The sequence below is a fragment of the Bifidobacterium sp. JNUCC 75 genome (genome assembly GCF_054819865.1).
This window is the reverse complement of the sequence record NZ_JBTHIF010000001.1, coordinates 77,613-100,220: the sequence shown is the minus strand read 5'-3', so window position 1 is coordinate 100,220 and position 22,608 is coordinate 77,613. Positions and strand designations below refer to the sequence as shown.

The 22,608-nt window shown below is 64.4% G+C and carries 24 protein-coding genes; 3 read left to right on the top strand and 21 right to left on the bottom strand.

Features of this window, described 5'->3' with window-relative positions; all coding sequences use genetic code 11:
- Positions 1-24: 24 nt before the first annotated feature.
- The 16 genes from ACVWNW_RS00435 to ACVWNW_RS00360 all read right to left on the bottom strand — a co-directional run bounded on the left by ACVWNW_RS00435 (position 25) and on the right by ACVWNW_RS00360 (position 16,584).
- On the bottom strand, positions 25-2,754 hold the full coding sequence (locus ACVWNW_RS00435; RefSeq protein ID WP_096227024.1) for a VaFE repeat-containing surface-anchored protein: 2,730 nt from the start codon (positions 2,752-2,754) through the stop codon (positions 25-27).
- A gap of 12 nt (positions 2,755-2,766) precedes the next feature.
- Complete coding sequence (locus tag ACVWNW_RS00430; RefSeq protein ID WP_073293310.1) at positions 2,767-3,225, bottom strand: DNA gyrase; 459 nt, start codon at positions 3,223-3,225, stop codon at positions 2,767-2,769.
- Positions 3,226-3,334: 109 nt separating this feature from the next.
- Positions 3,335-4,336 carry a hypothetical protein gene (locus ACVWNW_RS00425; RefSeq protein ID WP_198187154.1) on the bottom strand — a complete coding sequence of 334 codons (1,002 nt, stop codon included), beginning with the start codon at positions 4,334-4,336 and terminating at the stop codon, positions 3,335-3,337.
- Positions 4,337-4,338: 2 nt separating this feature from the next.
- Complete coding sequence (locus tag ACVWNW_RS00420) at positions 4,339-5,037, bottom strand: hypothetical protein (RefSeq protein WP_198187153.1); 699 nt, start codon at positions 5,035-5,037, stop codon at positions 4,339-4,341.
- A 30-nt stretch (positions 5,038-5,067) separates the two neighbouring features.
- Entirely contained in the window at positions 5,068-6,642 is a 1,575-nt protein-coding gene (locus ACVWNW_RS00415) for an NlpC/P60 family protein (protein ID WP_096228565.1), read from the bottom strand.
- A gap of 29 nt (positions 6,643-6,671) precedes the next feature.
- A complete protein-coding gene (locus ACVWNW_RS00410; RefSeq protein ID WP_073293312.1) occupies positions 6,672-9,149 on the bottom strand; it encodes a VirB4-like conjugal transfer ATPase, CD1110 family in 2,478 nt (825 codons plus the stop codon).
- On the bottom strand, positions 9,118-9,525 hold the full coding sequence (locus ACVWNW_RS00405; protein ID WP_270241130.1) for a PrgI family protein: 408 nt from the start codon (positions 9,523-9,525) through the stop codon (positions 9,118-9,120). The genes ACVWNW_RS00410 and ACVWNW_RS00405 overlap by 32 nt, the downstream gene beginning before the upstream one ends.
- A 30-nt stretch (positions 9,526-9,555) precedes the next feature.
- Positions 9,556-9,771, bottom strand: a complete 216-nt coding sequence (locus ACVWNW_RS00400; RefSeq protein ID WP_006234636.1) for a hypothetical protein — start codon at positions 9,769-9,771, stop codon at positions 9,556-9,558.
- Positions 9,772-9,855: 84 nt separating this feature from the next.
- Complete coding sequence (locus ACVWNW_RS00395) at positions 9,856-11,673, bottom strand: VirD4-like conjugal transfer protein, CD1115 family (protein WP_096227025.1); 1,818 nt, start codon at positions 11,671-11,673, stop codon at positions 9,856-9,858.
- Positions 11,670-12,221, bottom strand: a complete 552-nt coding sequence (locus tag ACVWNW_RS00390; protein ID WP_051923562.1) for a hypothetical protein — start codon at positions 12,219-12,221, stop codon at positions 11,670-11,672. Before ACVWNW_RS00390 ends, ACVWNW_RS00395 begins: the two co-directional genes overlap by 4 nt.
- A 56-nt stretch (positions 12,222-12,277) precedes the next feature.
- Complete coding sequence (locus ACVWNW_RS00385; RefSeq protein WP_198187151.1) at positions 12,278-12,811, bottom strand: peptide ABC transporter substrate-binding protein; 534 nt, start codon at positions 12,809-12,811, stop codon at positions 12,278-12,280.
- Between the two features lie 201 nt (positions 12,812-13,012).
- Positions 13,013-13,801: an ATP-binding protein gene (locus tag ACVWNW_RS00380; protein WP_033500214.1), complete on the bottom strand. Its 789-nt coding sequence runs from the start codon at positions 13,799-13,801 to the stop codon at positions 13,013-13,015.
- 14 nt (positions 13,802-13,815) lie between these two features.
- Positions 13,816-14,331, bottom strand: coding sequence for a hypothetical protein (locus ACVWNW_RS00375; RefSeq protein ID WP_096227027.1), 516 nt, complete (start codon positions 14,329-14,331; stop codon positions 13,816-13,818).
- Between the two features lie 5 nt (positions 14,332-14,336).
- Positions 14,337-14,585: a helix-turn-helix transcriptional regulator gene (locus ACVWNW_RS00370; RefSeq protein WP_096227028.1), complete on the bottom strand. Its 249-nt coding sequence runs from the start codon at positions 14,583-14,585 to the stop codon at positions 14,337-14,339.
- Between the two features lie 78 nt (positions 14,586-14,663).
- Positions 14,664-14,882, bottom strand: coding sequence for a helix-turn-helix domain-containing protein (locus tag ACVWNW_RS00365; protein WP_096227029.1), 219 nt, complete (start codon positions 14,880-14,882; stop codon positions 14,664-14,666).
- A gap of 535 nt (positions 14,883-15,417) precedes the next feature.
- Positions 15,418-16,584, bottom strand: coding sequence for a WYL domain-containing protein (locus ACVWNW_RS00360; RefSeq protein ID WP_096227030.1), 1,167 nt, complete (start codon positions 16,582-16,584; stop codon positions 15,418-15,420).
- Between the two features lie 131 nt (positions 16,585-16,715).
- Between ACVWNW_RS00360 and ACVWNW_RS00355 the strand changes: the two genes are divergently transcribed.
- From ACVWNW_RS00355 to ACVWNW_RS00345, 3 genes are all read left to right on the top strand, one after another.
- On the top strand, positions 16,716-16,940 hold the full coding sequence (locus ACVWNW_RS00355; RefSeq protein WP_096227031.1) for a hypothetical protein: 225 nt from the start codon (positions 16,716-16,718) through the stop codon (positions 16,938-16,940).
- A 106-nt stretch (positions 16,941-17,046) separates the two neighbouring features.
- Positions 17,047-17,361: a hypothetical protein gene (locus tag ACVWNW_RS00350; protein WP_123649857.1), complete on the top strand. Its 315-nt coding sequence runs from the start codon at positions 17,047-17,049 to the stop codon at positions 17,359-17,361.
- Entirely contained in the window at positions 17,330-17,638 is a 309-nt protein-coding gene (locus ACVWNW_RS00345; RefSeq protein WP_096227033.1) for a hypothetical protein, read from the top strand. Before ACVWNW_RS00350 ends, ACVWNW_RS00345 begins: the two co-directional genes overlap by 32 nt.
- Positions 17,639-17,916: 278 nt before the next feature.
- On the opposite strand, the gene ACVWNW_RS00340 is transcribed toward ACVWNW_RS00345, so the two are convergent.
- The 5 genes from ACVWNW_RS00340 to ACVWNW_RS00320 all read right to left on the bottom strand — a co-directional run bounded on the left by ACVWNW_RS00340 (position 17,917) and on the right by ACVWNW_RS00320 (position 22,446).
- Positions 17,917-19,737 carry a hypothetical protein gene (locus ACVWNW_RS00340; RefSeq protein ID WP_123649856.1) on the bottom strand — a complete coding sequence of 607 codons (1,821 nt, stop codon included), beginning with the start codon at positions 19,735-19,737 and terminating at the stop codon, positions 17,917-17,919.
- Positions 19,738-20,046: 309 nt separating this feature from the next.
- Positions 20,047-20,316 carry a hypothetical protein gene (locus ACVWNW_RS00335; RefSeq protein WP_267430477.1) on the bottom strand — a complete coding sequence of 90 codons (270 nt, stop codon included), beginning with the start codon at positions 20,314-20,316 and terminating at the stop codon, positions 20,047-20,049.
- A 231-nt stretch (positions 20,317-20,547) separates the two neighbouring features.
- Positions 20,548-20,904: a PH domain-containing protein gene (locus tag ACVWNW_RS00330; protein WP_267430478.1), complete on the bottom strand. Its 357-nt coding sequence runs from the start codon at positions 20,902-20,904 to the stop codon at positions 20,548-20,550.
- Positions 20,901-21,386 carry a TetR/AcrR family transcriptional regulator gene (locus tag ACVWNW_RS00325; protein WP_454482402.1) on the bottom strand — a complete coding sequence of 162 codons (486 nt, stop codon included), beginning with the start codon at positions 21,384-21,386 and terminating at the stop codon, positions 20,901-20,903. The genes ACVWNW_RS00330 and ACVWNW_RS00325 overlap by 4 nt, the downstream gene beginning before the upstream one ends.
- Positions 21,387-22,170: 784 nt before the next feature.
- Complete coding sequence (locus ACVWNW_RS00320; RefSeq protein ID WP_454482400.1) at positions 22,171-22,446, bottom strand: hypothetical protein; 276 nt, start codon at positions 22,444-22,446, stop codon at positions 22,171-22,173.
- Positions 22,447-22,608: the final 162 nt, after the last annotated feature.

Sequence of the window (22,608 nt, the reverse complement as noted above, 5' to 3'; positions counted from 1 at the left end):
CGGTTCGGTATCGATGCGGCGCCGCTACTCTTCCGGCTCTTCGTCTGCCGCGTCCTTGCTTGCGCCGGCCGTCTTGCGCTTGCGGTACGCGAGCGCCCCGCCCGCACCCGCCGCAGCTGCCAGAGCGATGCCCGCGGCCACGGCGTAGCCGGTGCCGTCGGGGGCGTCGGCCCCGGTCTTGGCGTAGGGCTCCTCGGGGACCTCGGGCGTGCCGGGGTTGTCCACGACGACGCTCTGCTCGGCGGAGTCGATGTCCTCGTGGGCCGCCACGACGTTGCCGGCGGAGTCCAGGACCTTCTCGAAGACGACGAGCTCGTCTCCCTCGGCCAGGCCCTCGGTGTCGAACTCGAAGGTCACCTCGACGGTGCCGGAGGGTGCCTCGGGCTCGAAGGGCGTGCGCGCGGTCACCTCGTTGCCGTCCTTGTCGAGGAACGGCTCTCCGGTGCCCTTGTCCATGAGCGTGCCCACGGCGATGTAGGTCTCGCCGGGGACGAGGCCCTTGTAGGCCACCGTGTCGATGACCTTGGCCTTGCCGGCCTCGATGACCTGGTCGCCGTCGGCGGCGTCGGCCGCCTGCGTGCCCACCTCGACGGCGACGTGGACTGTCTGGCCCTCGTCGGAGAGGTCCGCGTGCGACGCCACCTCGGCCTCGTCCTTGCGTAGGCTCTCGAACGCGACCAGGTCGCGGCCGCCGAGCAGGCTCGCGTCGAAGGCGATCTCGACGTCCTGGCTGCCGGTCGAGAGCGCGGGGGCGAACTCGGCCTTGGCCTCCACGGGCACGCCCGAGGCGTCGGCCACGGGCTCGCCGGTCGCCTTGTCGACGAGGGTGGCCGAGAGCTCGTACTCCTCGCCGGCCTTCAGGCCCTCGTAGGCGACGGTGTCGACGACCTTGGCCTCGGCGTCGGCCGAGACGTCCTTGTCGCCGTCCGCCCCGTCCTTTGCCGTGGTGGAGATGCGCGGGCCCTCCTGGTCGTCGAGGCCCATCCACACGGCCTTCGCGACCGTCGAGTCGCGATCGACCCAGAAGCTCCTCGTGATGAGCTCGAGGCCCTCGTTGGCATCGCAGCGCAGCTCGGTCATGGTGTAGGCGCCGTACGGCAGGGCCGCCAGCGAGTCGTCGACCGGCGCCGAGGAGCCGTCCTCGCCGAGCGAGAACCAGATGCCGGCCTTCGGGTCCATTTCGGCGGGCTCGATCGGACCCTCATGGCCGAGCAGGGCGTCGTTGGCGTTGGTGTCCCTCGAGTGCCTGTTCCAGCTGCTCGCGGTCGACGCGTCGCCGTTGCGGTCCGTGACCAGCACGTGAGTCTCGCCGGTGGCCGCGTTCTCGATGGCGAACGGGACCATGAGGCCGGCGTTGTCGGACTCGCTCTTCTTGGAGAGCTCGAGGTCGTTGCGCACCACCTGGTCGCGGAACTCGAGCGCGGCGCCGTCCGCGGAGGCGCTCACGATCTCGCCGCCGGTGCGGACCTCGAAGGTGCGGGGCTCGCCGTCGGTCAGCAGGTAGCTCCCGTTCGTCGCCGTCTCCCGCACGTCGTAGGTCCCGTACGGCAGTGCGTCGGCCGCGGTCTGCGCGGTGTAGGCGCCGGCCTCGTCGTTCCATGCGGTGGTCAGCGTGGCCACGGCTTCGCCCGGCTCGCGCCATTCGCCGTCAACGAGGACCTTGTGCGCCGAGCGGTTCGTGACGGTGAACTCGATCCCGTCGAGGCCGGGGTGCTCGCCAGGCGCCTCCTTGTGGCCGCTGCCCGCGAGCGCCTCGGACGCCTGCAGCTCCTTGTCGGACTTGGTCACCTGCACGCCGCCGCGGAAGACCTCGTCGGTCACGGGGTCGCCCGTGAGGTCGCGCATCTCGTCGGCCTTCACGGTGAACGTGACGGAGGCGTCGCTGGCGTCGTAGCCCTCGGGCGCGCCGGACTCGACGATGCGGTAATTGCCCGCGGGGAGGGTGTCGGCGCCGGTCGCGGCGACGTGCGACCCGTCCTCGGGCGCGGTCTTTATCGTGGCGCATACCTCGCCGTCGGCGTAGTACTTGCCGCCGACCAGCACGTAGCGGCCGGTCTCGTTAACGACGGAGAAGCTCGCGCCGTCGAGCGAGGCGTCGCCCTGGGGCTCCGCGCCCGCCTCGGAGTCCGTTTTGGCGACCTTGACTCCGCCCGTGGACCAGCTGAAGCTCACGAGCGTCTGAGAGCCGCCGCCGGTCCTGACGCAGAATGCCTCGAACCCGGCGGATACCTTGCCGGCGCCCGCCTTCATCTTGGCGAAGGTCCCGCCGATCAGCTCGGATTTCGCCCAGGAGGCGAACTCGGCGCTCGTGCCGTGCGTGGCAGCCGACTCGGACCCAGAGTAGGCGTAGGCGATGAGCACATGGCTCGCCGCGGCGTACTTCGCGTCGTCCCAGCCGCCGCCGTCGTACCAGCTGCCCGGGAACATCGACGCGTCGAAGCCGGGAGAGCCGAACGAGTACCAGATCGCCGCTGTCACGTCGCCGCTCGGCACGGGGCTCGTCGAGTAGGAGCCCGGCGCGGGCGTCGGGGACGAGGGCTCGGCGCAGTAGGCGATGTTCCCGTCGGCGCTCATCCACGTGGTGGCGAAGCCGCCGTAGGGGATCTTGCCGCCGATGGACACGTCTACCGTGCTCGGCGCGGCGTAGGCGGGCGAGGCCGCCACGGAGGCGAGCAGCGCCCCCGCCGCCAGGATGAGCGCCATGGCGCATCGGAGGAGCTTTTCCTGCAGGGTGCAGTCTTTCGCTGCGTTCATCTTTCCGCCTCCCTATCTCTCGACGCTTCGCTGTGCGCGGGGCGCCTCGTGCTCGGCGGCGCGGCTCGCCTGGCGGGCGTGCTCGGCGCGCTCCGCGAGGTAGCGCGAGCGCCCTGCGTCAACGGCCTCCTTGAGCTGCGCGGGCATGACCTTCACGGTGTCCTTGACCGCGCGGCCGTCCTCGTCGAGCTCGGGCTGGCCGTCCGGGCCCATCACCGTCTTCCTCAGCCACACCTCGCGGTTCGCGAGCAGCGGTATGTCCCGGAAGTCGGCCCCCTTGAAGCGGCTCTCGTTCACGAACATGGGGCTGAACTCGTAGCCTCCCACGTCCACGCCGTCGACGACGGTGCCCTTGGGAAGGGTCGCCGAGTTGAAGGTCCTGGTCTCGCCGGTCGCGCGGTCGGTGTACTCGATGCCCTCGCGCACGAAGCTCTTGTGCAGCGAGAGGTACACGTTCTTCCTCTCTTCCATGTCTTTCCTCCTTTTCGTTTTCAATCGGTCCTTGTCTTCATCCGCCGGGACGCGTGCCCCGGCGCGGTGCCCCTATCTCATGGCGACCGCCCCCTTCCTCGCTTTTCCGCTAGAAGCCGCTCACGATGTCGCGCGCCCAGGAGCCGCTCTTCACGAGGGCCAGGATGAGCAGCACGCACATGGCCAGGTACTGCAGCGCGTAGGTGAGCCCGTTTGCGACCGCGTCGGCCGGGGTGCCCGTCCCGGGGTTCGCCCCGGTGAGCCCGCCGAGCACGAGCGGGAACGATATGAGCAGCACGAGGATGATGACGCCGGCGATGCAGACCGCCCCGAAGCTCTTCAGGTAGCCAAGGCCTATCTGGCGCGTGGCGTCCATGCCGAGGAACGCCAGCGGGATCGGGGCGAACGCGGCCATGATGTAGAGCTGGAGCGCGCGGGCCCAGCAGACCACGAGGGCGACGACGTAGGCCGCCAGCACCACGACCCAGCTGATGAGGCTCACGACGAGCATGGCGATGAGCGACGGGATGTCGTCGTCGGTGGTGACGACGGACACCTCGGGCAGGTCGAGCGCGCCTCCGGCGCCGAAGAGCGCCTCGACTCGGTCGATGGCGAGCCCGCAGACCTCGTAGATCGACGCCATCAGGTCGAAGCTGTTCTGTATGAGGAACAGGAACACGGCGAAGAACACGAGGAGGAAAACGACCTCCTTGACGCCGGGAAGGCTCTGGCTGCCGTCCATGCGCTGGGAGATCTCGACGAGCTTCAGGGTGAAGACCAGGCCGAGCACCCCGCACCCGATCGGCAGGATGGCAACCTGCCATACGCCCCGGGCGACGTCGTGCATGGTCAGGTCGCTCGAGCTCGTGAGCATGTGCGCGAAGTCGGCCGAGAGGATCCCGTTCGCGCCGATCGACCCGAGCACGCCCGTCTGAGCCTTGAACATCCAGTTGCAGCAGTCGCGCAGAAGGCCGCACAGCCAATCGTTGACGTCCCCGGCTATGTCGGCGTATGCCGGCTGCGCGGGGACGAGCAGGAGCGCGCAGAGGGCGAACGCCGCCGCGGCGGAGATGGCGAACGCCCTGCGGCGCTGCGCCTTGAGCGCCCGCACGGCTACATCGCCTCCAGCGAGCCGCCGCGCGAGACCACGGTGACCACCGTCGAGGCGGGGTCGTCGAGCGTGAAGGTCGTCGACGCGACGTTCCCGGCGTAGTCGAGCCACACCTCCTTGTCCCAGGTGGCTCCCGCCGCCTGCGGGGACACCTCCGCCGCCTTCCCGGCGACGGCCTCCTCGATGGCGGCGGCATCCGCGCCCAGCGCCTCGGAGAGGCGGTCGTCGGTGCCGGTCACGGAGAACGCTCCGTCTTGCGCCTTCTGGGGCACGTAGGCCTGCGTCAGGAGGTCGCATGCCAGGGTGCGGGCGTCCCCGTCGCCCGAGACCTGGATGAGCGAGAGCCCTCCCGCCTTGTCGCCGGTTCCCTTGACCTCGATGGGCACGCTGAGCACGCCGCCGGCCTCGGAGGGCTCCTCGGCCGAGAAGAACCAGGCGCGCTCGGTGCCGCCCGCGCTCTCCACCATGGCGCCCTCGACGATCCGCAGCGTGGCTGTCGGGTCGTCGGCGCCCGTCCATGCGGTGTTCCAGAGCGCCTCGGCGCCCGAGGCGGCCTTCCCGGTTGCCGCGTCGGCGCCTGCAGCCGCGGGCTGCTCTTGCTCCTGGGGACTATCCTGCGCGCCTTCCTGCGGGGCGATGGCGCAGCGCGCCGCGCCCGCGCCGAGCGCCACGGTGAGCGCGCCTGCCGCGACGGCGGCCATGACCCTTGACTTTCCCTGCATTGGTTTCTCCTATCTCGCGGTGAGCGCGCAGCTGAAGCTGCCGATGCCGCTCGCTATGCGGCACACGTCGCCCGTTCGCGGCTCGTGTATGTACCTGTCGTCGCCGATGTAGATGGCCACGTGGCCCGAGCGGTAGAGGATGTCGCCGGGCTTCGCCTCCGAGAGCGGTATGCGCCTGAGCTCCTCGTACTGGGAACCCGTGTAGTGGCTTATGCGGATGCCCGCCTGCGCGTAGCAGTACTGCGTGAGCCCGCTGCAGTCGAGCGCCTTGCCGGGGGTCGAGCCTCCCCACACGTAGGGCACGCCGAGCTGGCTGTACGCCGCCTCGACGATCGCGTTCCCGTTCGCGGTCGAGTCCTTCAGGTCCTCGACCGTCATGGAGTCGAGCCGGTAGAGGCCCCATTGCGCCATGATCGACTTCAGGGACTCGACGTAGGACGAGTCGGTCGCCCAGCCGGCGTCCTTGAGCCCCTCGGCCATCCTGTCCGAGTCGTGCCTCTCGATCGCCTCCCGGATGAGGGCGTTGCCCGAGTAGCGCTCCGCCTGCAGGAAGACCCTGCTGCGGAAGCGGATGCACTCGGCGTCGCCGGTGAAGCGGATGAAGCTCGCCGTGATCTGGGTGTGCTCGCCGGGCACGTACTCCTCGCTGGTGGCCCAGTTCGCCTTGCCGGCCACCTCGGGGCAGCCCGCGTAGCCCGACCACCACTTCATGCCGAAGAGGTTGTGGTCGCGCTCTGCGAGCTGGCTCATGCGGTCGCCCTGGCCGGACTCCTGGATGATCTGCGCGATGGTGCAGCCCGCCGGGTGCCCGTACTCCTCCTGGCACTCGAGCGCCGCCTCGACCATCTCGTAGGTGATGTAGGGCGGCAGCCCCTCGAGGCCCTGCTTGGAGGCCGCGTCGTCCCAGAAGCCGAACAGCGCGCTCAGCAGCTGCGCGACGGCGAGCGCGCAGGCGACGAAGGCCACGATGCCGGCCACCGCCCCGAGCAGGGCGGGCGCTGCGCCCGAGACCGCGCCCGCGATCGCGGAGGCGGCGCCCTTCGACCCCGCGGCTCGGGCCGCCTCGCCCGACGCCTGCGCGGCCGCCTGGGCCGCCTGGTGCTTGGCCGGGGCGGTCGCGCCGGCTGCCTCGGGGCCGCGCGCGCCTCCCTTTGGGGCGCCGAGCGCGGTCGCCGCCTTGCGGCTGCCTTGGGCTGCTTTCTTCGCCTTCCTCTGCCGCAGCCTTCCCGCGGCCTTCTTGGCCGCACGCCCCGCGTCGTACATGCCCGAGGCGCCCTCGAGCTCCTCCGAGTCGTCGAGCTGGGAGACGGCCTCCCGGGCGATCGCCAGCTTCGCCGCATCGACGCGCGAGCGCATCGCGGCCGCCGCGCGCCGGTCGCCGGCTGGTTGGGACAATTTGTCCCCGAGCCCGCCTTCCGGCGCGTCGGGCCTGGAAGGGCGCCCCTTCGCCGTTGCGGCGGGGCCTCCCGCCTCGTCGAGCGGGCCGGCACCCTCCGAGACGTTTCCCAGGGCGTCGCGCTCGGTCTCCGCGACGTCGCCCGCGGTGAGCACGTCGCGGCGCTGCGCCCCGACCACCTCGAGCATCCCGCCGCCCTCGCTCGGGCCGGCCATTCCTATTCCTCCGCCTCTCGCGCCGCCCGGCGCATCTCGCGCTCGGCGACCTCTGCGGGCTTGGTGTTCCACAGGTCGTAGAGCGGGCCTTTCGGGAAGTCGTCGGTGATGGGCACGCGGATCCCGGCGCTGATGAGCAGGCCCTCGCCGGGCTTGACGGCGTCGCCGATGTAGCCGCGCTCCGTGGCGGAGAGCTGGAGCATCTCCGCCCATGCGTCGAGGTCGGCGGTGGACTGCTTGTGCAGCAGGAAGAACTCGGAGTTGAGCACCATGTCGCGGGCCTCGGCGTTGGCCAGCATGTGGCTCGTGTTCTGGCTGATGCCGGTGCAGATGAGGCCGAACTTGCGCCCCTCGCGCCACAGGCGGGCGAAGTACTCGACCACCGTCGGGTGCGCGAAGAGGCTCTGCACCTCGTCGATGTAGAGCCAGGTGTAGTTGGGGCGCGGCGGCGTTACCATCACGCGGTTGCGCACCATCTCGAGCGCCGTGATCATGCCGAACACGCGCATGTTCTGGCCGAGGCCGTGCATGTCGATGTTGGTGATGCGGTTGTCGAGCGCCACGTTGCTCTGGCCGTTGAAGAAGGAGAACGCGCCCTTCACGTAGCGCTCGTAGCGCAGCGCGATGTCGGCGGCCTCGGGCTCGGGCTGAGCGAGCAGCGCCGCGTGGAAGTCGCCGAGCGTGGGCAGGCGGCCGTCCCTCGCGCACTCCCGGTACGCCTCGCCGACGCAGCGGGCGATGATCGAGCGGTCGCGCTCCGGCAGGCCCTCGCGGCCCTCGGCCATGAGCGCGCTCGAGAGCGCGAGCACCGCGTCGGTCTTGTACGCGAGCTTGGCGGCGTCGGCGCGGTCCGCGACGTCGGCGGTGTCGAGGGGGTTGAGCACCGCCGAGCATCCCGGGGCGAGCTCGACGTTCGCACCGCCGAGCGCGCCGACGAGGTTGCCGTACTCGCCGGCCGGGTCGAAGATCACGACCTCGTCCTCGGGGTGCGCGAGCACGGTGTTGGTTATCTCGCGCTTCACCGAGAAGCTCTTGCCCGATCCGGGCTTGCCGCACACGAAGCCCATGGGGCTCGCCAGGCGCTTGCGGTCGCACAGCACCAGGTTCCCGCTCTCCCTGGACTGCCCGTAGTAGCCTCCGCCCGCCTCGTCGAGGCTCTGGCTGGCGAAGGGCATCTGCATGGCCACCTGCCCCGTGGTGAGGTAGCGGCTCACGGTGACGTGGTTGTCCCCGAGCGGGAGCACCGAGTTGAGAGCCTGGCGCTGCCGGAAGTGGAGCGGCTCGAGGCCGATCGTGCAGCCCTGCGCGACGCTCGTCACCTGCTGGACGCGGCGGTCGAGCTCCTCGAGGCTGTCGGCCCAGGTGTAGACGAGGCCCGTGTAGACGAACAGGCGCTCGGACTTGTTGCGCAGGAAGTCGAGCAGCTCCTCGGCCTCCTCCTTCGAGAAGCGCAGCTCGGGCGGCAGGATCTGGTAGTCGTAGCCCTTCTTCACGGCGCTCATCTGCTCGTCGATGATCTCCTTGTCCATCCAGTCGATCTGGCGCTTCACGAGCGCGAGCGCCTCGCTCTGCGCGATGGGCTGCACGTGCAGCGTCACGTTGAGCGGCAGCGGCAGGTCGATGATGGAGGCGAGGTAGGTCTCCTCGATGACTGACCCGAAGCTGCGCACCGCGAGCACCGCGCCGTAGCGCCCGTCGCTGCGGAAGCAGTCGGACCTGCCCTCGGGCTTGAAGTCGAGCGTGGAGGGCATGACGAAGTCCTTCGTGCGCGCTCCCGACGTCGGGGACAATTTGTCCCAGGAGAACTCGAAGCGCGACCCCGGGCGCAGCTGCCCCTGCAAAAGCTCGAGCCTCTCGACGCCGTCGAGGGCGCGCGACGAGCAGCGTATGCGCGCGAGCGTCTGCTCCACGTCGCCCCGGATGCGCGCGAGCTTGGGCACCGCGGCGTCGACGTCGTCGGCGCCCACGGCGTAGGTCAGGTAGCGGTGGCGCACGAGGTTCGAGACGCCCTCGCGCATCTTGTCGTTGAGGATCCGGTTGTACTCTTCGGCGAGCCCGGCGGTGGCGCGCTCCCCGGGCTCGAAGAAGACCTTGCGGCCGACCTCGTCGGCGGGGATGGGCGCGTTCACTACCTGGAGCTGCACGTGGGAGTCCGCCGGGAAGTAGTTGAACAGCGAGCTCATCACGGTGAAGGCCGTCTCGCGCGCCTCCTTGCGCGCGGACTGGTAGCTGATGTCGGAGAACTCGACCGTCTGGCTGAACACCCCGGGCATCACCTGGGCGATGCCGTCCCTGTACATGGCGTCGTAGCCGACGTAGGCGGCCATCTCGCGCGAGCGGTCGCGCTCCCGGCGGCGCCTCTGCCGCTCGGCCTCCGCGCCCTTCGAGGCGTCCTTGCGCCCGCCCGTGCCGCCGAGGAGCAGCCCGAGGGTGCTCGGGCGCTTCGGCCTATTCTCCTTGTTGCTTCTTGCTCGGCTCATAGAGCTCGGCTCCTTTCTTCCTTGCCCTGCGCCTCGCGCGACGTCCCGGGCGGCCCGGGCGCGGCGAGCCCTCGGGGAGGCTCCCGGCGAGGCAGGGCTCGTACGCGAGCAGCTGCGGGGAGAGCTCGTGTGCCGCCAAAAGCGGCAGCAGCTCCTCGGCGCGCATGCCGAAGGGCCGCCAGAACCCGGCGAGCCAGAACGGCATGCTGCAGAGCATGATCGGGAAGGCCGCGTCCGCGACGTCGGCGTGCAGGCCCAGGTGGACGAAGGCCGCCGCCCCGACCGCGCTGCCGAAGCCGAGCGACACGCATGCGAGCGTGCGCAGGCTCATCTTCCCGACGATCTTCTCCTCGTACTCCCCGATGTCCTTCTGCACCGGTATCCGGAGCGCCATCCGCGACGCCCCCTATGCCGGCAGCCAGGACGTGTCCAGCTGCCCGAAGTAGACCGACGCGGCGATGATGATCGCGCCGCCGGCGATGGTGGAAATGGCGGTCGCGATCTGCGGGCCGCCCTGCTGCTCCCTGATGGCCAGGCCGAGCGAGACCGCTCCCCACACGACCAGGAAGCCGCCGAGGAAGGTCACGCAGCCCGACACGAGCTTGATGACGTTTGCGAGCATGCTGCTCTCCTTTGCTTTCGGTTGACGATGTTCCTTGCTGCTCCTCCCCCGCGGCGGGGGAGGCCCGCGCCCTCCGCGGCCCCGTCACGAGGCGCCGTCCTTCCGCCTGCGGTACTCCGCGAAGTCGAACGGGCCGCGGCGCGTGGCCTCCTCGAGCAGGCGCGAGCGCGGGTGGCGCTCGAGCCGGTACTTCCGGTCCATGAGCGGCATGCACCCGTTCACGAGCACGAGCGCGTCCTCGCGCGGCATGCGCGCCACCTCGGCGGGCTGTATGAGGTCGCGCTCGGAGATGCCGCGGTTCACGGTCCGGGTCCAGCCGGCGCCCCGCGAGTCGCTCTGCGTCTCGCTCGCCACCGTCTGCTTGCCGGCCATCTTGCTGATCTCCTCGTTGGTCTCGTTCGCCTTGCCGCCCAGGTAGAGCAGCGTGTCGCAGGCGTTCACGATGGTCTCGGCGTTGTTGTCGCCGTAGGTCTCCTTCAGCTGCGAGAGCGACTGGGCGATCATCGAGACGGCGATGTTCCTGCTGCGGGTGACGGCGATGGTCCGCTCGAAGTCGGGTATGCGCCCGATGTTGGCGAACTCGTCGAAGACGAAGTGCACCGTCGTGGGCAGCGAGCCGCCGTGCGCCTCGAGCGCCTCGGCGCAAAGCGCGCTCACGGCCGTATCCATGAGCAGGGCGAACAGGAAGTCGAAGGTCGAGTCGGTGTCGCTCATAGACGCGAAGAGCGCGACCTTGGCGCCCTCGTCGCCCATGTGGGCGAGGTCGAGCTCGTCTTTGGAGGTGAGGTCGCGCACGGCGCGGATGGAAAGCGGCTTCAGGCGGACGTTGCAGCTCGAGAGCATCGACTTCATGGTGTCGCCGGCGGCCACGCGGAACTCGCGGTAGCTCGCGAGCGCGAAGTCGTCGGGCGGCGCGGGCTCGCGGACCTTGACCCACTCCCACGCGCCGTCCTCCTCGGAAAAGCCGCGCAGCGATCCGCCCTCCGCCGAGGCGCCGCCGCGCCTGACGTAGCGCTCGCCGGTCTCCAGCTCGCGGAACACCATGTCGAGCGGGCTCATGTAGCCCGGGTCGTCGCGGGCGTCGGCGAGCGAGAGCAGCGTGAGCAGCCCGTCGAGGTTTCGGTCGGCGGGCTCGCAGTGCATGACGAGGTAGGCCGTGAGCGCGGTGTAGACCAGGCGCTCGGCCTTCTCCCAGTAGGGGTCGCCCTTGTGGTCGGCGTCGCCCTCGGTGTTGGCGACGATGCCGCGGGCGAAGCGGATGACGCCCGCCTCGTCGCGTATGTAGGCTATGGGGTTGAAGCGCATGGAGCGCGTGAAGTCGATGGTGTCGAACGCGCGGATCTCGTAGCCGAGCTCCGCCAGCGCGCTGCCCATCTCGCGGATGAGCGTGCCCTTCGGGTCGGTCACGAAGAAGCTGGCGTTGGCCTGCAGGAGGTTCGGCTTGACGTAGTAGCGCGTCTTGCCGGTGCCGGGTCCTCCCACCACGAGCACGTTGTCGTTGGTGTCGGTGGAGAGGTCGAACCTGCGGCTCACGAGGCGGATGCGCGCGTTGTCGGTGAGGATGATGTTGTTGTCGGGGTCCTTGGGGTCGCCGAAGGGCGCGATGTCCTTGCGCGTGGCCCACCTGGAGCTACCGTGCTCCTCGCCGTCGCGCCGGGCCCCCTTGGTCCCCAGTGAGCGGGCCCAGGCGAGGAGCGCGCCGCACGCGCAGGCGGTCCCGGCGCACAGGGGAACCGCCTCCGCGGAGAAGACGCGCCCCGCGCGGAGCGCCGCGGGGATCGCCGCCATGGCGGCCTCCGGGTCGAGGATCGGGCTCGTGCCCGACGCCGCGATTGCCGCGGCCGCGAAGTCTCCCGCGGCGAACGCCGCCGCGGCCAGCGCGGCCGCCGCCTGCCACCTCATCTCTCGGGCCCCTCGATCTGGCGCGGGCCGCGGTCCCGGCCGATGCCCTGGCTGTGGGCCCTCGACGCCTCGCGCGCCCGCTCGGCGCGCTCCGCCAGCCGCTCGGGCGCCTGGCGCCTCTCGGCGATCTCGGAGAGCCGCTCCCTTGCGCGATCGGCGGCCTTTCCCGTCTCTTGCTCCAGCTGGCGGAAGGCCTCGTCGACCTCGGGGGCGTCCTCCACCTTGAAGAGCAGCCAGTCGCGGCCCTCGCCGGGGATGATGTGGTGCTCGACCGACGCGGCGCGCAGCTTGTCGGAGACGACCTCCTTGATCGTCGCGTACTCGGGAAGCCCAGAGAGCTCCTCGAGGCTGAGCTTCGCGTAGGCCGGCACGCCGTCGGCCGCGATGGGCTCGGCGCGCCCGCCGGCGATGGTCCCGCGGATTCCCGCGAGGCGCTCGGAGAGCTCCCTCGCGCTGCGCGCCATTGCCTCGGCGCCGGCCTCCTGGCCGATCCTCAGCATCCAGTCGAGCAGCTTGCCGCCCGCCTCGTCCCCGTAGTCGCTCGCCATCCCGCGCCTCCCTTCCAGTCGAGATGAAAAAGGGCGCCTTCGCGCCCCGGTCGTCCCTATTCGACCCCGACGGCCCTCTCGCGCGCCATTGGGGCGCGGGCTTCCTGCCCGGCGTGCGCGCGGCTCGCCTCGCGGGCGGACGCGGCGCGCTGCGCCAGCGGCTCGGGAGCCTTCTCGTGCAGATGGGCCCACTCGCCGCTGCGGCACTGCTCCGGCGTCGCCTCGCACATGTCGCGCATGGCGCGCTCGAACCGCTCGGGCTCCTGGGCGATGGCGCCGAAGCTCCAGCTCTCGAAGCCGGTCCACGCGTCGCCGTCGCGCTTGAGCGTCCACCACTCGTCGCCGCCGTTCACCTGCTGGATGAACGCGAGGTCGCGGTAGCAGAACCCCTGGCGTATGGCCCAGTTGCCCGAGCCGAGCGCCTCGCGGAGCCTGTCGACGCTGTCCGTGCGGGAGAACTCGTAGGGGTACTCCTCGAGGAACGGGTCGTCCTGCCAGTCGAAGCCGCCGACCTTGAGCCAGCCGTTCTCCTGGCACTTCTCCACGAGCCCGTCGTGCTCGCGGCCGGTTATCCTCTCGAAGCCGTCCATGGGCCCTCCGCCTTTCGTTTGTTGCTTGGCGGGCGGCGTCCTCGCGATGGGGGCACGGTGCGAGTCGGAGCAGGCGTGCGTGCCGGCGCGTCGGCGCCGCCCAAGACGTGTATAGCGATTTCGATTGCGGCGGGCATCGGGGCCGCCTGCGATGGGTCGAGCTGGGTCGAGCCGTCCGCGCCTCCACGGGAAGCGCACAAGCTAGCCGAGGCGGCGCCTGTCCCTTCCGCCCAGGTAGACGGTCCTGCAGGTCTGGGAGATCCTGCTCGCGATCGCCTCTGCCGTGACGCGCTCGCCGCGCCTTGCGAGCCTGTCCGCCAGCGCGCCCGGCGCGTAGTTCGACGTGACGATGGTCGGGCGCATGTCCTCGTAGCGCGCATCGAGCACGCTGAACACGGTGCCGACGGACCATTCCGTCGCGTCCTCCTTGCCGAGGTCGTCGAGCACGAGGACGTCGCACTTGGCGTACCGCGCGACGGCGGCCTCGGTGCCGCCCTCGTCGAACGTGGCCTTCACGCGCTCGAGCATGCCCTTGGCCGTCGTGAAGGCGACGTCGTAGCCGGCCTCGGCGAACAGCCTGGCCATGGCGGAGGCGGCGTGCGTCTTGCCGGCGCCGACGCCCCCGTGTATGTAGAGCCCGGCGCCCCCGTTGCCCGCGAACGAGGCGATGTACTCGGCGAACTCGGGGCGGTCGGCCTCGGCGGCCCAGTAGCGCCTGGGGATGCCCGCGCGCGAGAGCGCCTTCTCCCGGCGGGCGGCCTCCTCCTTGGCGGCGAGGGCCGCGCGCCTTCGCGCCTCGGACTCCCGCTCGCTGGCTGCGCCCTCGCACGGGCAGGGGGCGGCGGAGACCCAGGCGACCCTGCCCGCCAGCGCCGCGCCGAGCGGATCGAGGGCGGCGCCGCAGTGCGGGCACGCCCTCGGCTCCGGCTCGTCGAAGGAGAGCCCGGCCGCACGGGCCTGCTCCAGGGTGATGAGTCCCGCTCGGTCCATCGGGCGCCCCTTCCTTATCTTCTGAAGTCCTTGTTGTCCCTTTTGCTTATTGGGTGGCATATCGTCAGGGGTTTCCCTGTCATCTCGTCAGGGGTTCGGGCTGCGAACCCTGACGGTTCGTCACCCTTGTTCTCGGCGAACCCTGTCATTTCGTCACCCTTTCGCGCCGGGAACCCTGACGAATCGTCAGGGGTTGCCAGCGCTCCGGGCGGCAGCCTCTCGCGCACGATGCGGTACCGCTTGGTGGCGTGCCCGCGCGCCGGGGCGTGCACGCCGCATTCCTCGATGAGGCCCCGGTCGAGCAGGTCGCGGATGGCGCGGTGGACGCTGCGCTCCTGCACGTTGAGGAATCGTGCCAGGCCACCCTTGCTCTCGAAGTAGCCGCACCCGGCGTCGCAGAAGCCGAAGATGCGCGCGTAGACGAGCAGGGGAAGGCCGGAGAGGCCCAGGTCCGCCATCATGAAGTGCCGTACCGCCGTGAACTCGCGCGGGGAGGGGCCGTCGCGTCCCCTCGGGCCTGCGGCTGCCATCGGCGCTAATCCCTTCTGGGCGAGCCGACGATGCTGTTCCGCTCGACCCATGCGACGAGCTCGTCGTGCAGAACGATGCCGTCGCGCGTCTTGCCGCCGATGTAGCGGATCGGGAACGGGTCGTCGGGGTCCTTGGCGAGCCGGTACATTGCGTCGCGGCTGATGCGCAGCATCGCGCACGCCTCGTCGGCGCCGAATATCGCGTTGGTCGATGCGATGAGCCTCACCTGGCTCCTGCTAATGCTCTTGGTCATGGTCGTCCTCGAGCTCCTTTCGTCTCGAGGCTCCCTCGCGTGCCCGGCCGCGGGCGGCTCCCGGGGCGGTCGCCGCCGTCATTTCCTGCCGCTCCTCGACTCGATGTAGGCGTCCACTGACGCCCTCGACACCAGGAGCTTCCTTCCGAGCCTGTACGAGTCGATCTCTCCCGACCAGATGAGGTCGTACGCCTTGTTTCGGCTCGCCCTCATGTACTCCTGCATCTCGATCACCGTCATCCATTCGTCCCGATCTCGGCTTCCCTCGGGCGCGGCGCATTCGGCTGTGCGTGCCATGGTTCCTCCAATCTTCCCGTGCGGCACCGCGCGAGGACACCGCACGACACCGTGTGCCTTTTCGTCTGCACGACGATTGAACCGCCTGATGGCGATTGGTGAGCACGGCAGGAGCGGAGACGGGTCGAAGTGGGTCGAGCTGGTCGTGCCTTCACGAAACGGCCATGAGCCGCGTGCCTTAGCTCGCGGCTAAGTCCCTGAAAAGTAAAAGGCACCCATGCGGGCGCCTGCCTAGTAGCTGGAGTTGTTCGGTTGTGGTCGGAATGCTCGTCTTCCGCGGTGCTGTCGTCCGGGGTCCGGCATCTGTCGTTCGCCTCTTCTGTCGTGTTTGATGTTGCGTGTTCTGCGAGCGACCTTGTGCAGGTTCTTCAACCCGTTGCCCCAGGTGCACCCGGATAAATGGTACCCATCCGTTGGGACACGACCTGCTGTGGTTGTCATTTCGGACGAATGGGAGCAGACGAACGGCGCGAGGATGCGAGCCGAATTCGAGTTAGTCAATATTGGCTTTTGAATCGGACCGATTGGGATTGCCTCATTGCCGGCAGCTCTTCGAGTCCAATCGTGAAATAGCTGCATCCAGTGCGGCTTTGTAGCCCTCTGATGCTGCTTCGTAATCTTGGATATAGGATTCTAGGTCGGAGGCGACGGCATTCGGGAAGCTCTCGACCCACCGTTTCCCCTTAGGCTTCGCCAGCCTCACCGCGCCGTCCATCCCGAATAGCCACCTGTAAAAGGTCGGAGACGGCATCACGCTGACGCAGGCGTAGCCGATGACGTTTCTTTCGTCGCTCTCGTCGATGTGACAGAATTTGAGGTCGTGGCCGAACCTTTCGTAAACGTACTTGGCATGAGTGCCGGATACTTCCAGGAACAGCTTTCTGGCGGTGCCCGAGCCGAACATGTCGACCCGCTGGCGCGTGTCCGCGACCACGCGCGTCCTCAGCGCCTCTACCTTATCCCGATCCGACACCGGTTTTCCTGTGATAACTAGGTCTGTGATGTCGTCTAGTCGATGGAAGTGGGGGATGGGAAAGCCGCTTTCATCGAGATGCATACTCTCGAGATAGTAACGGCCGAAGCTGAACACGATCGCAACCGGGTCCTCCTCATAGAACCCGACTTTTACGGTGGGTCCGCTCATCAGGTGAACCTGCTTCTTGAAGGCGACCTTTTCGTTCATCCGGATTGCTCGGGATACGGCATGGAGGACGCCAAAAAACATATCAGTGTCTTTACCGGCTTTGCGGTCGACAAACACGGTTTCTATGCTTTCGTCAACGTCGTAGTCGGAGGAGAAAACGAGCACCTTCGAGGAAATTGCTTCCTTCTGCGCCTCGCCGATGAAGGAGCTTGTCCCCACTACGTCGGAAATCAGGATTGCCTCCTCGGATGACAAGGGCTTGTTTATAGCTCTGAACCCAATGTTCTCACCGTGGCTTGGTATCGCTACGCGGATTCCCATTGGCATGCTTTCGCTTATCTGGTGGAGGTCCTTGAGAATGGCATTCTCCGACGTCGGCCTCTCGGAGCAAATGCCTATGACGCGCGCGATTTCCGATGCGGATATGCCCGTCCTCTCATCGGTGAAGCGGACGAGGAGGTCGAGAACGGACAGGATCCTGCTTCTCGATGTGCCGCTCGCCGCGAATCCGGCTTCCTTTAACTCGGAGATCTCCTCCTCGGTGAATGTCCTAGACATTGCAGGTCCTCCATAAACAGCTTTATTGCCTATGAAATTGTAGGCAATCCAAACCAGTCAGAGGAGACGAAATTCCGATGACGGTTGAAAATAAGGGTCGAAGCAATGGAAGAGAGAGTAGGGAGCCAACTATGAACGACGCCGGACGGGCGGTGAACGCCCCGACGATTTCGTCAGCCGATGCCGTAGCGGAGGCGGCGTGCGATAACGGAAGGAGGATCCTCGGCTTTTCGCCGGAGCAGCTGATCGCCGCTTGCGGTCTGGCCTTGATGGGCATCGCTGTTTTAGTCGGGTCGAACTACAGCCTCTCTATCGCCAAAGGTGATTTCAGGCTTGATCTGCGCCCTGCGTGCTAGGCGATGCGCCCACGCGGAAGCAACAACCGCTGTTGTGGGACGCGGCGTCGTCGACGCGTGACGCGCCCCAAGGAATTAACTCTCGATTCGAATGATAGGAGACGATATGGAATGCAATGATTTCCCCGAAGTTGGCACCAGGTTGACGTACGGGGAGGCGATCCCCGTTTACGATCGCTTCGAGCGGTCGATGCTCGAGAAGGCGTACGGGGCCGGGCTCCTGCCCGCGGTGGGGCTGTACGACCTGCTCTGGCAGCTTGAGTCGCTCGCGCAGAAGTTCGGAATCGAGGGCAAGGGGGGCCTTCTCAAGGCTCAAGAAGGAGATTCGGTCGTTTTCGAGCGAGAGGACCGCTCTGGCGAACGGGGTGAACGGCGAGAGGTTCTACCTTTTGCAGAACCAATCGGCGCTCAAGCAGCATGATGAGACTCATCTTTTCAAGGTCGGAATCGACGGAAACAAGCTTGCTGATGACCTCGACGAAGCTCTCGAGCTGCTTTCGAAAGAGGCCTCAAAGAGCGACGAGTACGGCGATACGTATTCGCGCGACTGGATGGAGCGAGCTTCCGACAAGCAAGAAAAAGACCCTTTCTTGAAATGGGCCGGAATCGGGTTTTGCGCGATGATGGTCTGCCTCGGAATCTCGATGCTCGTCCATTCGGTCTTCCAGATCGGCTTCTGCTCCAAGTGGTTTCTCTGATGCGGAAGCTGGCAACTAGGACGACCGTCGTTCAGGTCATCAACTCATAGACGCGTCAACGTGGGGCTTCTCGTTTCGTCGATAGATGACGGAGATGTTTGACCTGCGAATTTGCCACCAGCGTGCAAGCCACGGCGCTGCCTCACCTGCGGTTACGGACTGGTGGCTTGCGCCCGGGAAGGCATGAACCCTACGGACATTCCTCGCGCTCCCGCCCTTAAAACCGGCCACGATGGTCTTTAGGGCGGGAGCGCGAGGTCCACGCCCTGGGTTCGAAGTCACTCTGCGCTCGTGTCCCCAAGGTAATTTCCGTCTCTGTAGATGACCTTTTGAGGCCCCATGAGCTTCAGCCCCTCACCGCAGATAATCAGCATCCCTTGTTCAACCAATGAGGGAAGACGGTCAGTTGGGTACGAGATATCGTAACGCTTATGCGATCCGATTCTCTTGAAGTACACACCCGAGAACGATTGGGCTTTTCCATATCGGTCGGGATCGGATTCTTCGTCGTCGGGGCAAGCAAACAAGGCGGCCTCGGGGGAATCGTCGCCATCGAGATAAAAAACGGGAAACTCAAGAGGATTGCCTTTAGGAACGGCCGCCGATGCCACGTAGTTGCAGAGCTTCCACTCCTCGCTTTTCTGCACGCAATCGCTTTCGATGCCGAGGAGGCTTCGCATTTCAGTATCGATGCTGTAAGAACCTAGGACTAAGTAGAAAGCCAAGAGGACTGACGACCGGGCGCTTTCCATCTCGGTCCAATCGTAGAGATTGTCTTTGTGAGCAATGCCGTTCCTCATCGTTCGAGCGCTTTGGAGTGCGCGAATTATCGACTCGTACGTATCCTCGCTTATCGCCGTATCGAGAAGGTCTTCATTGCGGCTGTACAGCTGCTGCTTCTCGCAAACATAGTCGCCGAAGAACCTTGTGAGCCTACCGAGGTCTAAGACATATTCGAAACCATCCGTGAAAAGCTCATCGTTGATTTCGATTTCTCCGTCCTTGACTTCTATGTGTCGCGATTTGTCGGGAACGCCATCTCTTTTCGCAGGCAGGTAGTAAGGGTTTTCTCCGAGCTTTTTGCCGTAGTAAATACGCCTACTCTTCGATTTCGAAGTCTTATGTATGGCGTAAAGAAATCTGTACAGGAATTGTTCGAGCGATTTGAAGTACTCCAACGCGATGGGGGCGAAATCTATGCATCCTGCATGCGTTAAAGAATCCCTTAGCCATTCTGCGGTCTGGAAGCTTACTGCGAAATCCGTGTCACCGGTCAACGCCGAGTATCTGCCGTCTACGACAAAGCTCTTGTCTATGGCCATTCTCTGTTCGGACCCCAATTCCACGTCTGGTTTGTAGCCGATCAGACGGTCTCGGATGTCTCTCCTGAAATGGCCCATGCGCAAATGGTTAAGCGATTTGGTTATGCTCAAGCCATAGTAGGAACGCGCTTTCTGCCTAAGCTCAACCACAGCCTCCTCGAATTTGTCGAACTCCTCTTGTGGAAAGAACAGGCGGAAGAACTCTTTAACCGAGATGTAGGGCGTAGCGTCCTTCACCGACTCGTAATTGAGAACCTCCCTCTTCGCTCCGTCCATAACCAAAGAGACGTAGGTGATTTTCGATACCCCAAAGTTTTCCCTCAGCGAATCCTCAAGCTCTTTCGGGAGACTCTGGTCTAATCCAGGTTCCTTGAATACAAAAACGCTCGGGGAGCCATCGACATCCACCTTGATTATGCGGACCACCCTCTTGCTCGCTTTGAGGACGGTCGGCCCGGCTAGGCCGTCTTTTGGGAGATATTGGTAAGCATCGCTTCTGCGAACGCGGGCACGTAGTGTTATGTATCCATATTCTGTAAGAAGCATGGAAATCGACTCGCAAATCAGTCGATACATGCACTCATTGGCTCTGTCCATGATGAAGGTATAGTTAAGCCGTTCGGACCCTGAGACATTGCATAGATTTTCAGGTATTAAAGAGGTTCCTCCCCTCGACTCGGAATAGCCGCTTTCATCCCTCCAGCCATCTCGAATTTTCTTCAACTCGCTTAAGCCTTCTCCAAGAAGGAATTCTTTGTAGATCGGTTCGCTATTCATCCAATACCTCGTTTTCTCTGCGTGTTTACAGCCTTGCACGAGCGAATCGCTCCCATAGGCGTATCGCGGACCGCATATGAAAAAGGAGGCTACGGAGGCGGGCCAAAAGTGCTGGCTCGGGCCATGCCGCCGTCACCTATATTTTCAGGCTCCATTGCCTGCGTTGGATGGCATTATCTCACCGCGTTGCCTCGGGAGCCATCCCGTGCGGCGGACAAAGGCAAACCCAGGGGCAGTTAGTGGAGAAGCCGCTATTAGGCCCCTAATCGCGAAAGCGGTTCAACTCATGAGTAAGCCACCTGAGACTACTCACTTTTCCCACGAATGGCGAAGGGTCGCGACCTGGGGTTTTGCAAATGGCGCGCAAACCACCCGCGCTGATTCACTTACGATTGCAGCTGGCGGCTTGCGGGTTAAAGGGCGGTTGAGTTTCAAAACGGGCGCTTTCGGCGCTATTGAGCCTCCAAAGTCGGCCCGCTGCACTCTTTGGGACAAAAATAAAAACTCAAAGCCCTGAGTTCGAAAAAAGTATTTGAAGTTGTCCCGACTTTTGTCCCCGAAGCCGACGAAGCGCGACATGGCGTTACCTGGCGGCACTCGATTCGAGACGGCACCGAAAACTGGATGCAACTGGAATGACGGGACATCAGAACTGCTGCCATCGAGTGGGAGTGAGCATCTGGGCCGACAAGTCGTACGGCAATACGTCAAAAACAGTATGGTCATATGGCATGTCGGCTTATCCGGTTATCTTCTGACTACTCGAACGCCGATGGTCGATTGAAGAGCTTGGGTGCTGTAATCCGTCGTTTACTGCTTGGTGATGGCCGCGTTGATCCGGTCAACCAGCTCGCGGGGATGTTCCACCCCGAGCACCAGCCGATCATAGTGCTCGTCCTTGAGTTGGATGACGATGGGGCTTTCCGGTCGGGTGACATTCCAGAATGTCTTTTCCCCATGCTCAATGTATGTGCCGGCCCATTTACCGGGAACATGAAGGCCGGGCGAACGCAGCCCCTTGGCATCATCAAGAATGCCCGGATCCTCGCTCGCACCCAGAACATGCTCGAGCGGCACCACCAGTTTCCCTTTGAACGACCACATCTTATCCAAGCCCTGCGGTTCAACTTCCAGCGTCCGCCCGACAATTGCCACCTTGTTGTTCATGACTTGCTTCTTTCATTATCAGACTGAAACCGAATATGTGCACGCTGCAGCAGCGTCTCGCCAAGGAGCGTGGCGACATCAACGGTCACAGCATTGGTATCGTCAGATCCCGAGTTGGACAGCTTTACGAGGTAATCCCTGACCAGTCTGCGAACCTCAGGATCATGGTCTGACAGCTCCATGAGTGCCACCAATACCAGATTGAGCACTCCTGAATCGCGCGACTCCGAATCCGTTGCATCATGCAGCGCAGCCACGAACATGCCACGCTTGCTACCGAACGCACCGTAGAGACTACCTCGGAGCAGACCCGTGGCCTTGACGAGAGCATCGATCGACGTGCCCTCATAGCCATGCTCCAAGAAAACCTCGCGGGCACGGGCAAGCACCTCATCATCATCGAAGCTTCTCTTGCGACCCATGCTCGCCAAGATAGCATTATTTGACCAAACAGTCAAGAATAATAGACGGTTTTTGTCCATCACTATCGTTCCTTCTTTTTGAAAGCTGTAGATGCTAGGAATAGTGATTTGCTGGCTAAACTGCCAGCAATAAACGCAAGAATTAAAACCATGAGGATGGCCTCCATCCGAGCATAAAATCGCGATAGGAGGAGTAATAACCAGCGTAATAGCTATGTATCTCAACTGGCACCACTTGCCATGAAGGACTTTCCATGATCTTTTTTTGATTGAATGTATAAGGAATACAAGTATCGGCTGGGTAGCCACGAGAATTGTTAAACAAGTATATGCAGTTTTTTAAAAATGGTTACAACCAGAAAGTTCTCGGTGTAAATACCACCCCTTCAATGCCGCTAACGATAATATTGCTAATCCTGATATCTATAAATGAAGGCGGAACCCGTTCCGCGTCTCTCCTTGGTTTCATTTGGCCCTCCTTTAATTACAAGAAAAGTTGGCAACCATTAACTTTTCCGGTGTCAGTGGTCATCAGAATTGCAAATACGTCAGAACACAAATCAGCTGAAGTACTTCCGTATTACTCCGTCAAGTCCAATTATTTCCAACGGGACTCTGACGAAATTTCCTCCAATCAGAGCTGCAGCATGACCTGATTGCAGTACCCATTTGTACTGGGAATTCCGTTCTAGACTTTGTGTAATGTACTGATTCCGCTGACGATTTCAGAGACCTGGACGCCGTATTGGGTAACGATCAGTCTTATCTAAAATGAACCCTCCCAAATTAAACCTTGGTCGGATCTGGTTATTTGAAGGTCAGTTATAAGAGAATGTTGCGCTCGCTAAGAAGTTACCCAGTTTTCAGCGCAATGTGGAATGGTCCCTGGGTCAGTATTTTTAATCTCTGTTAAAATCTGATCCAGTCGATCGGTCAATTGATCAAGTTCTGCAGTGCTGAGTGATGAACTATCTTCTCCAGTTTGGACCTGTTCGATCCTTGGCTTTTGCGCTGTTGTAGTGAGTTCGAGGGCGCCAGCTGTTCCAGTAACATCAACATCAGCGCCGCTGACACGCTTGCGTCCACTAGGTTCAGTAGCTTGTGTATTCTTTGACCGCATATCAATCTCCTTTGGTTGACATGTATACCAAACGACTTAGCCGTACATTAGCTATAGAAAACGAAAAGCCAGCATAATTGCTGATGAGATAAATACTGCAGGTAAGCACGCGATTACTCGAAGTCTTCTATAGCGCAATTGGAGAGCTCTTCACCGGCTCCG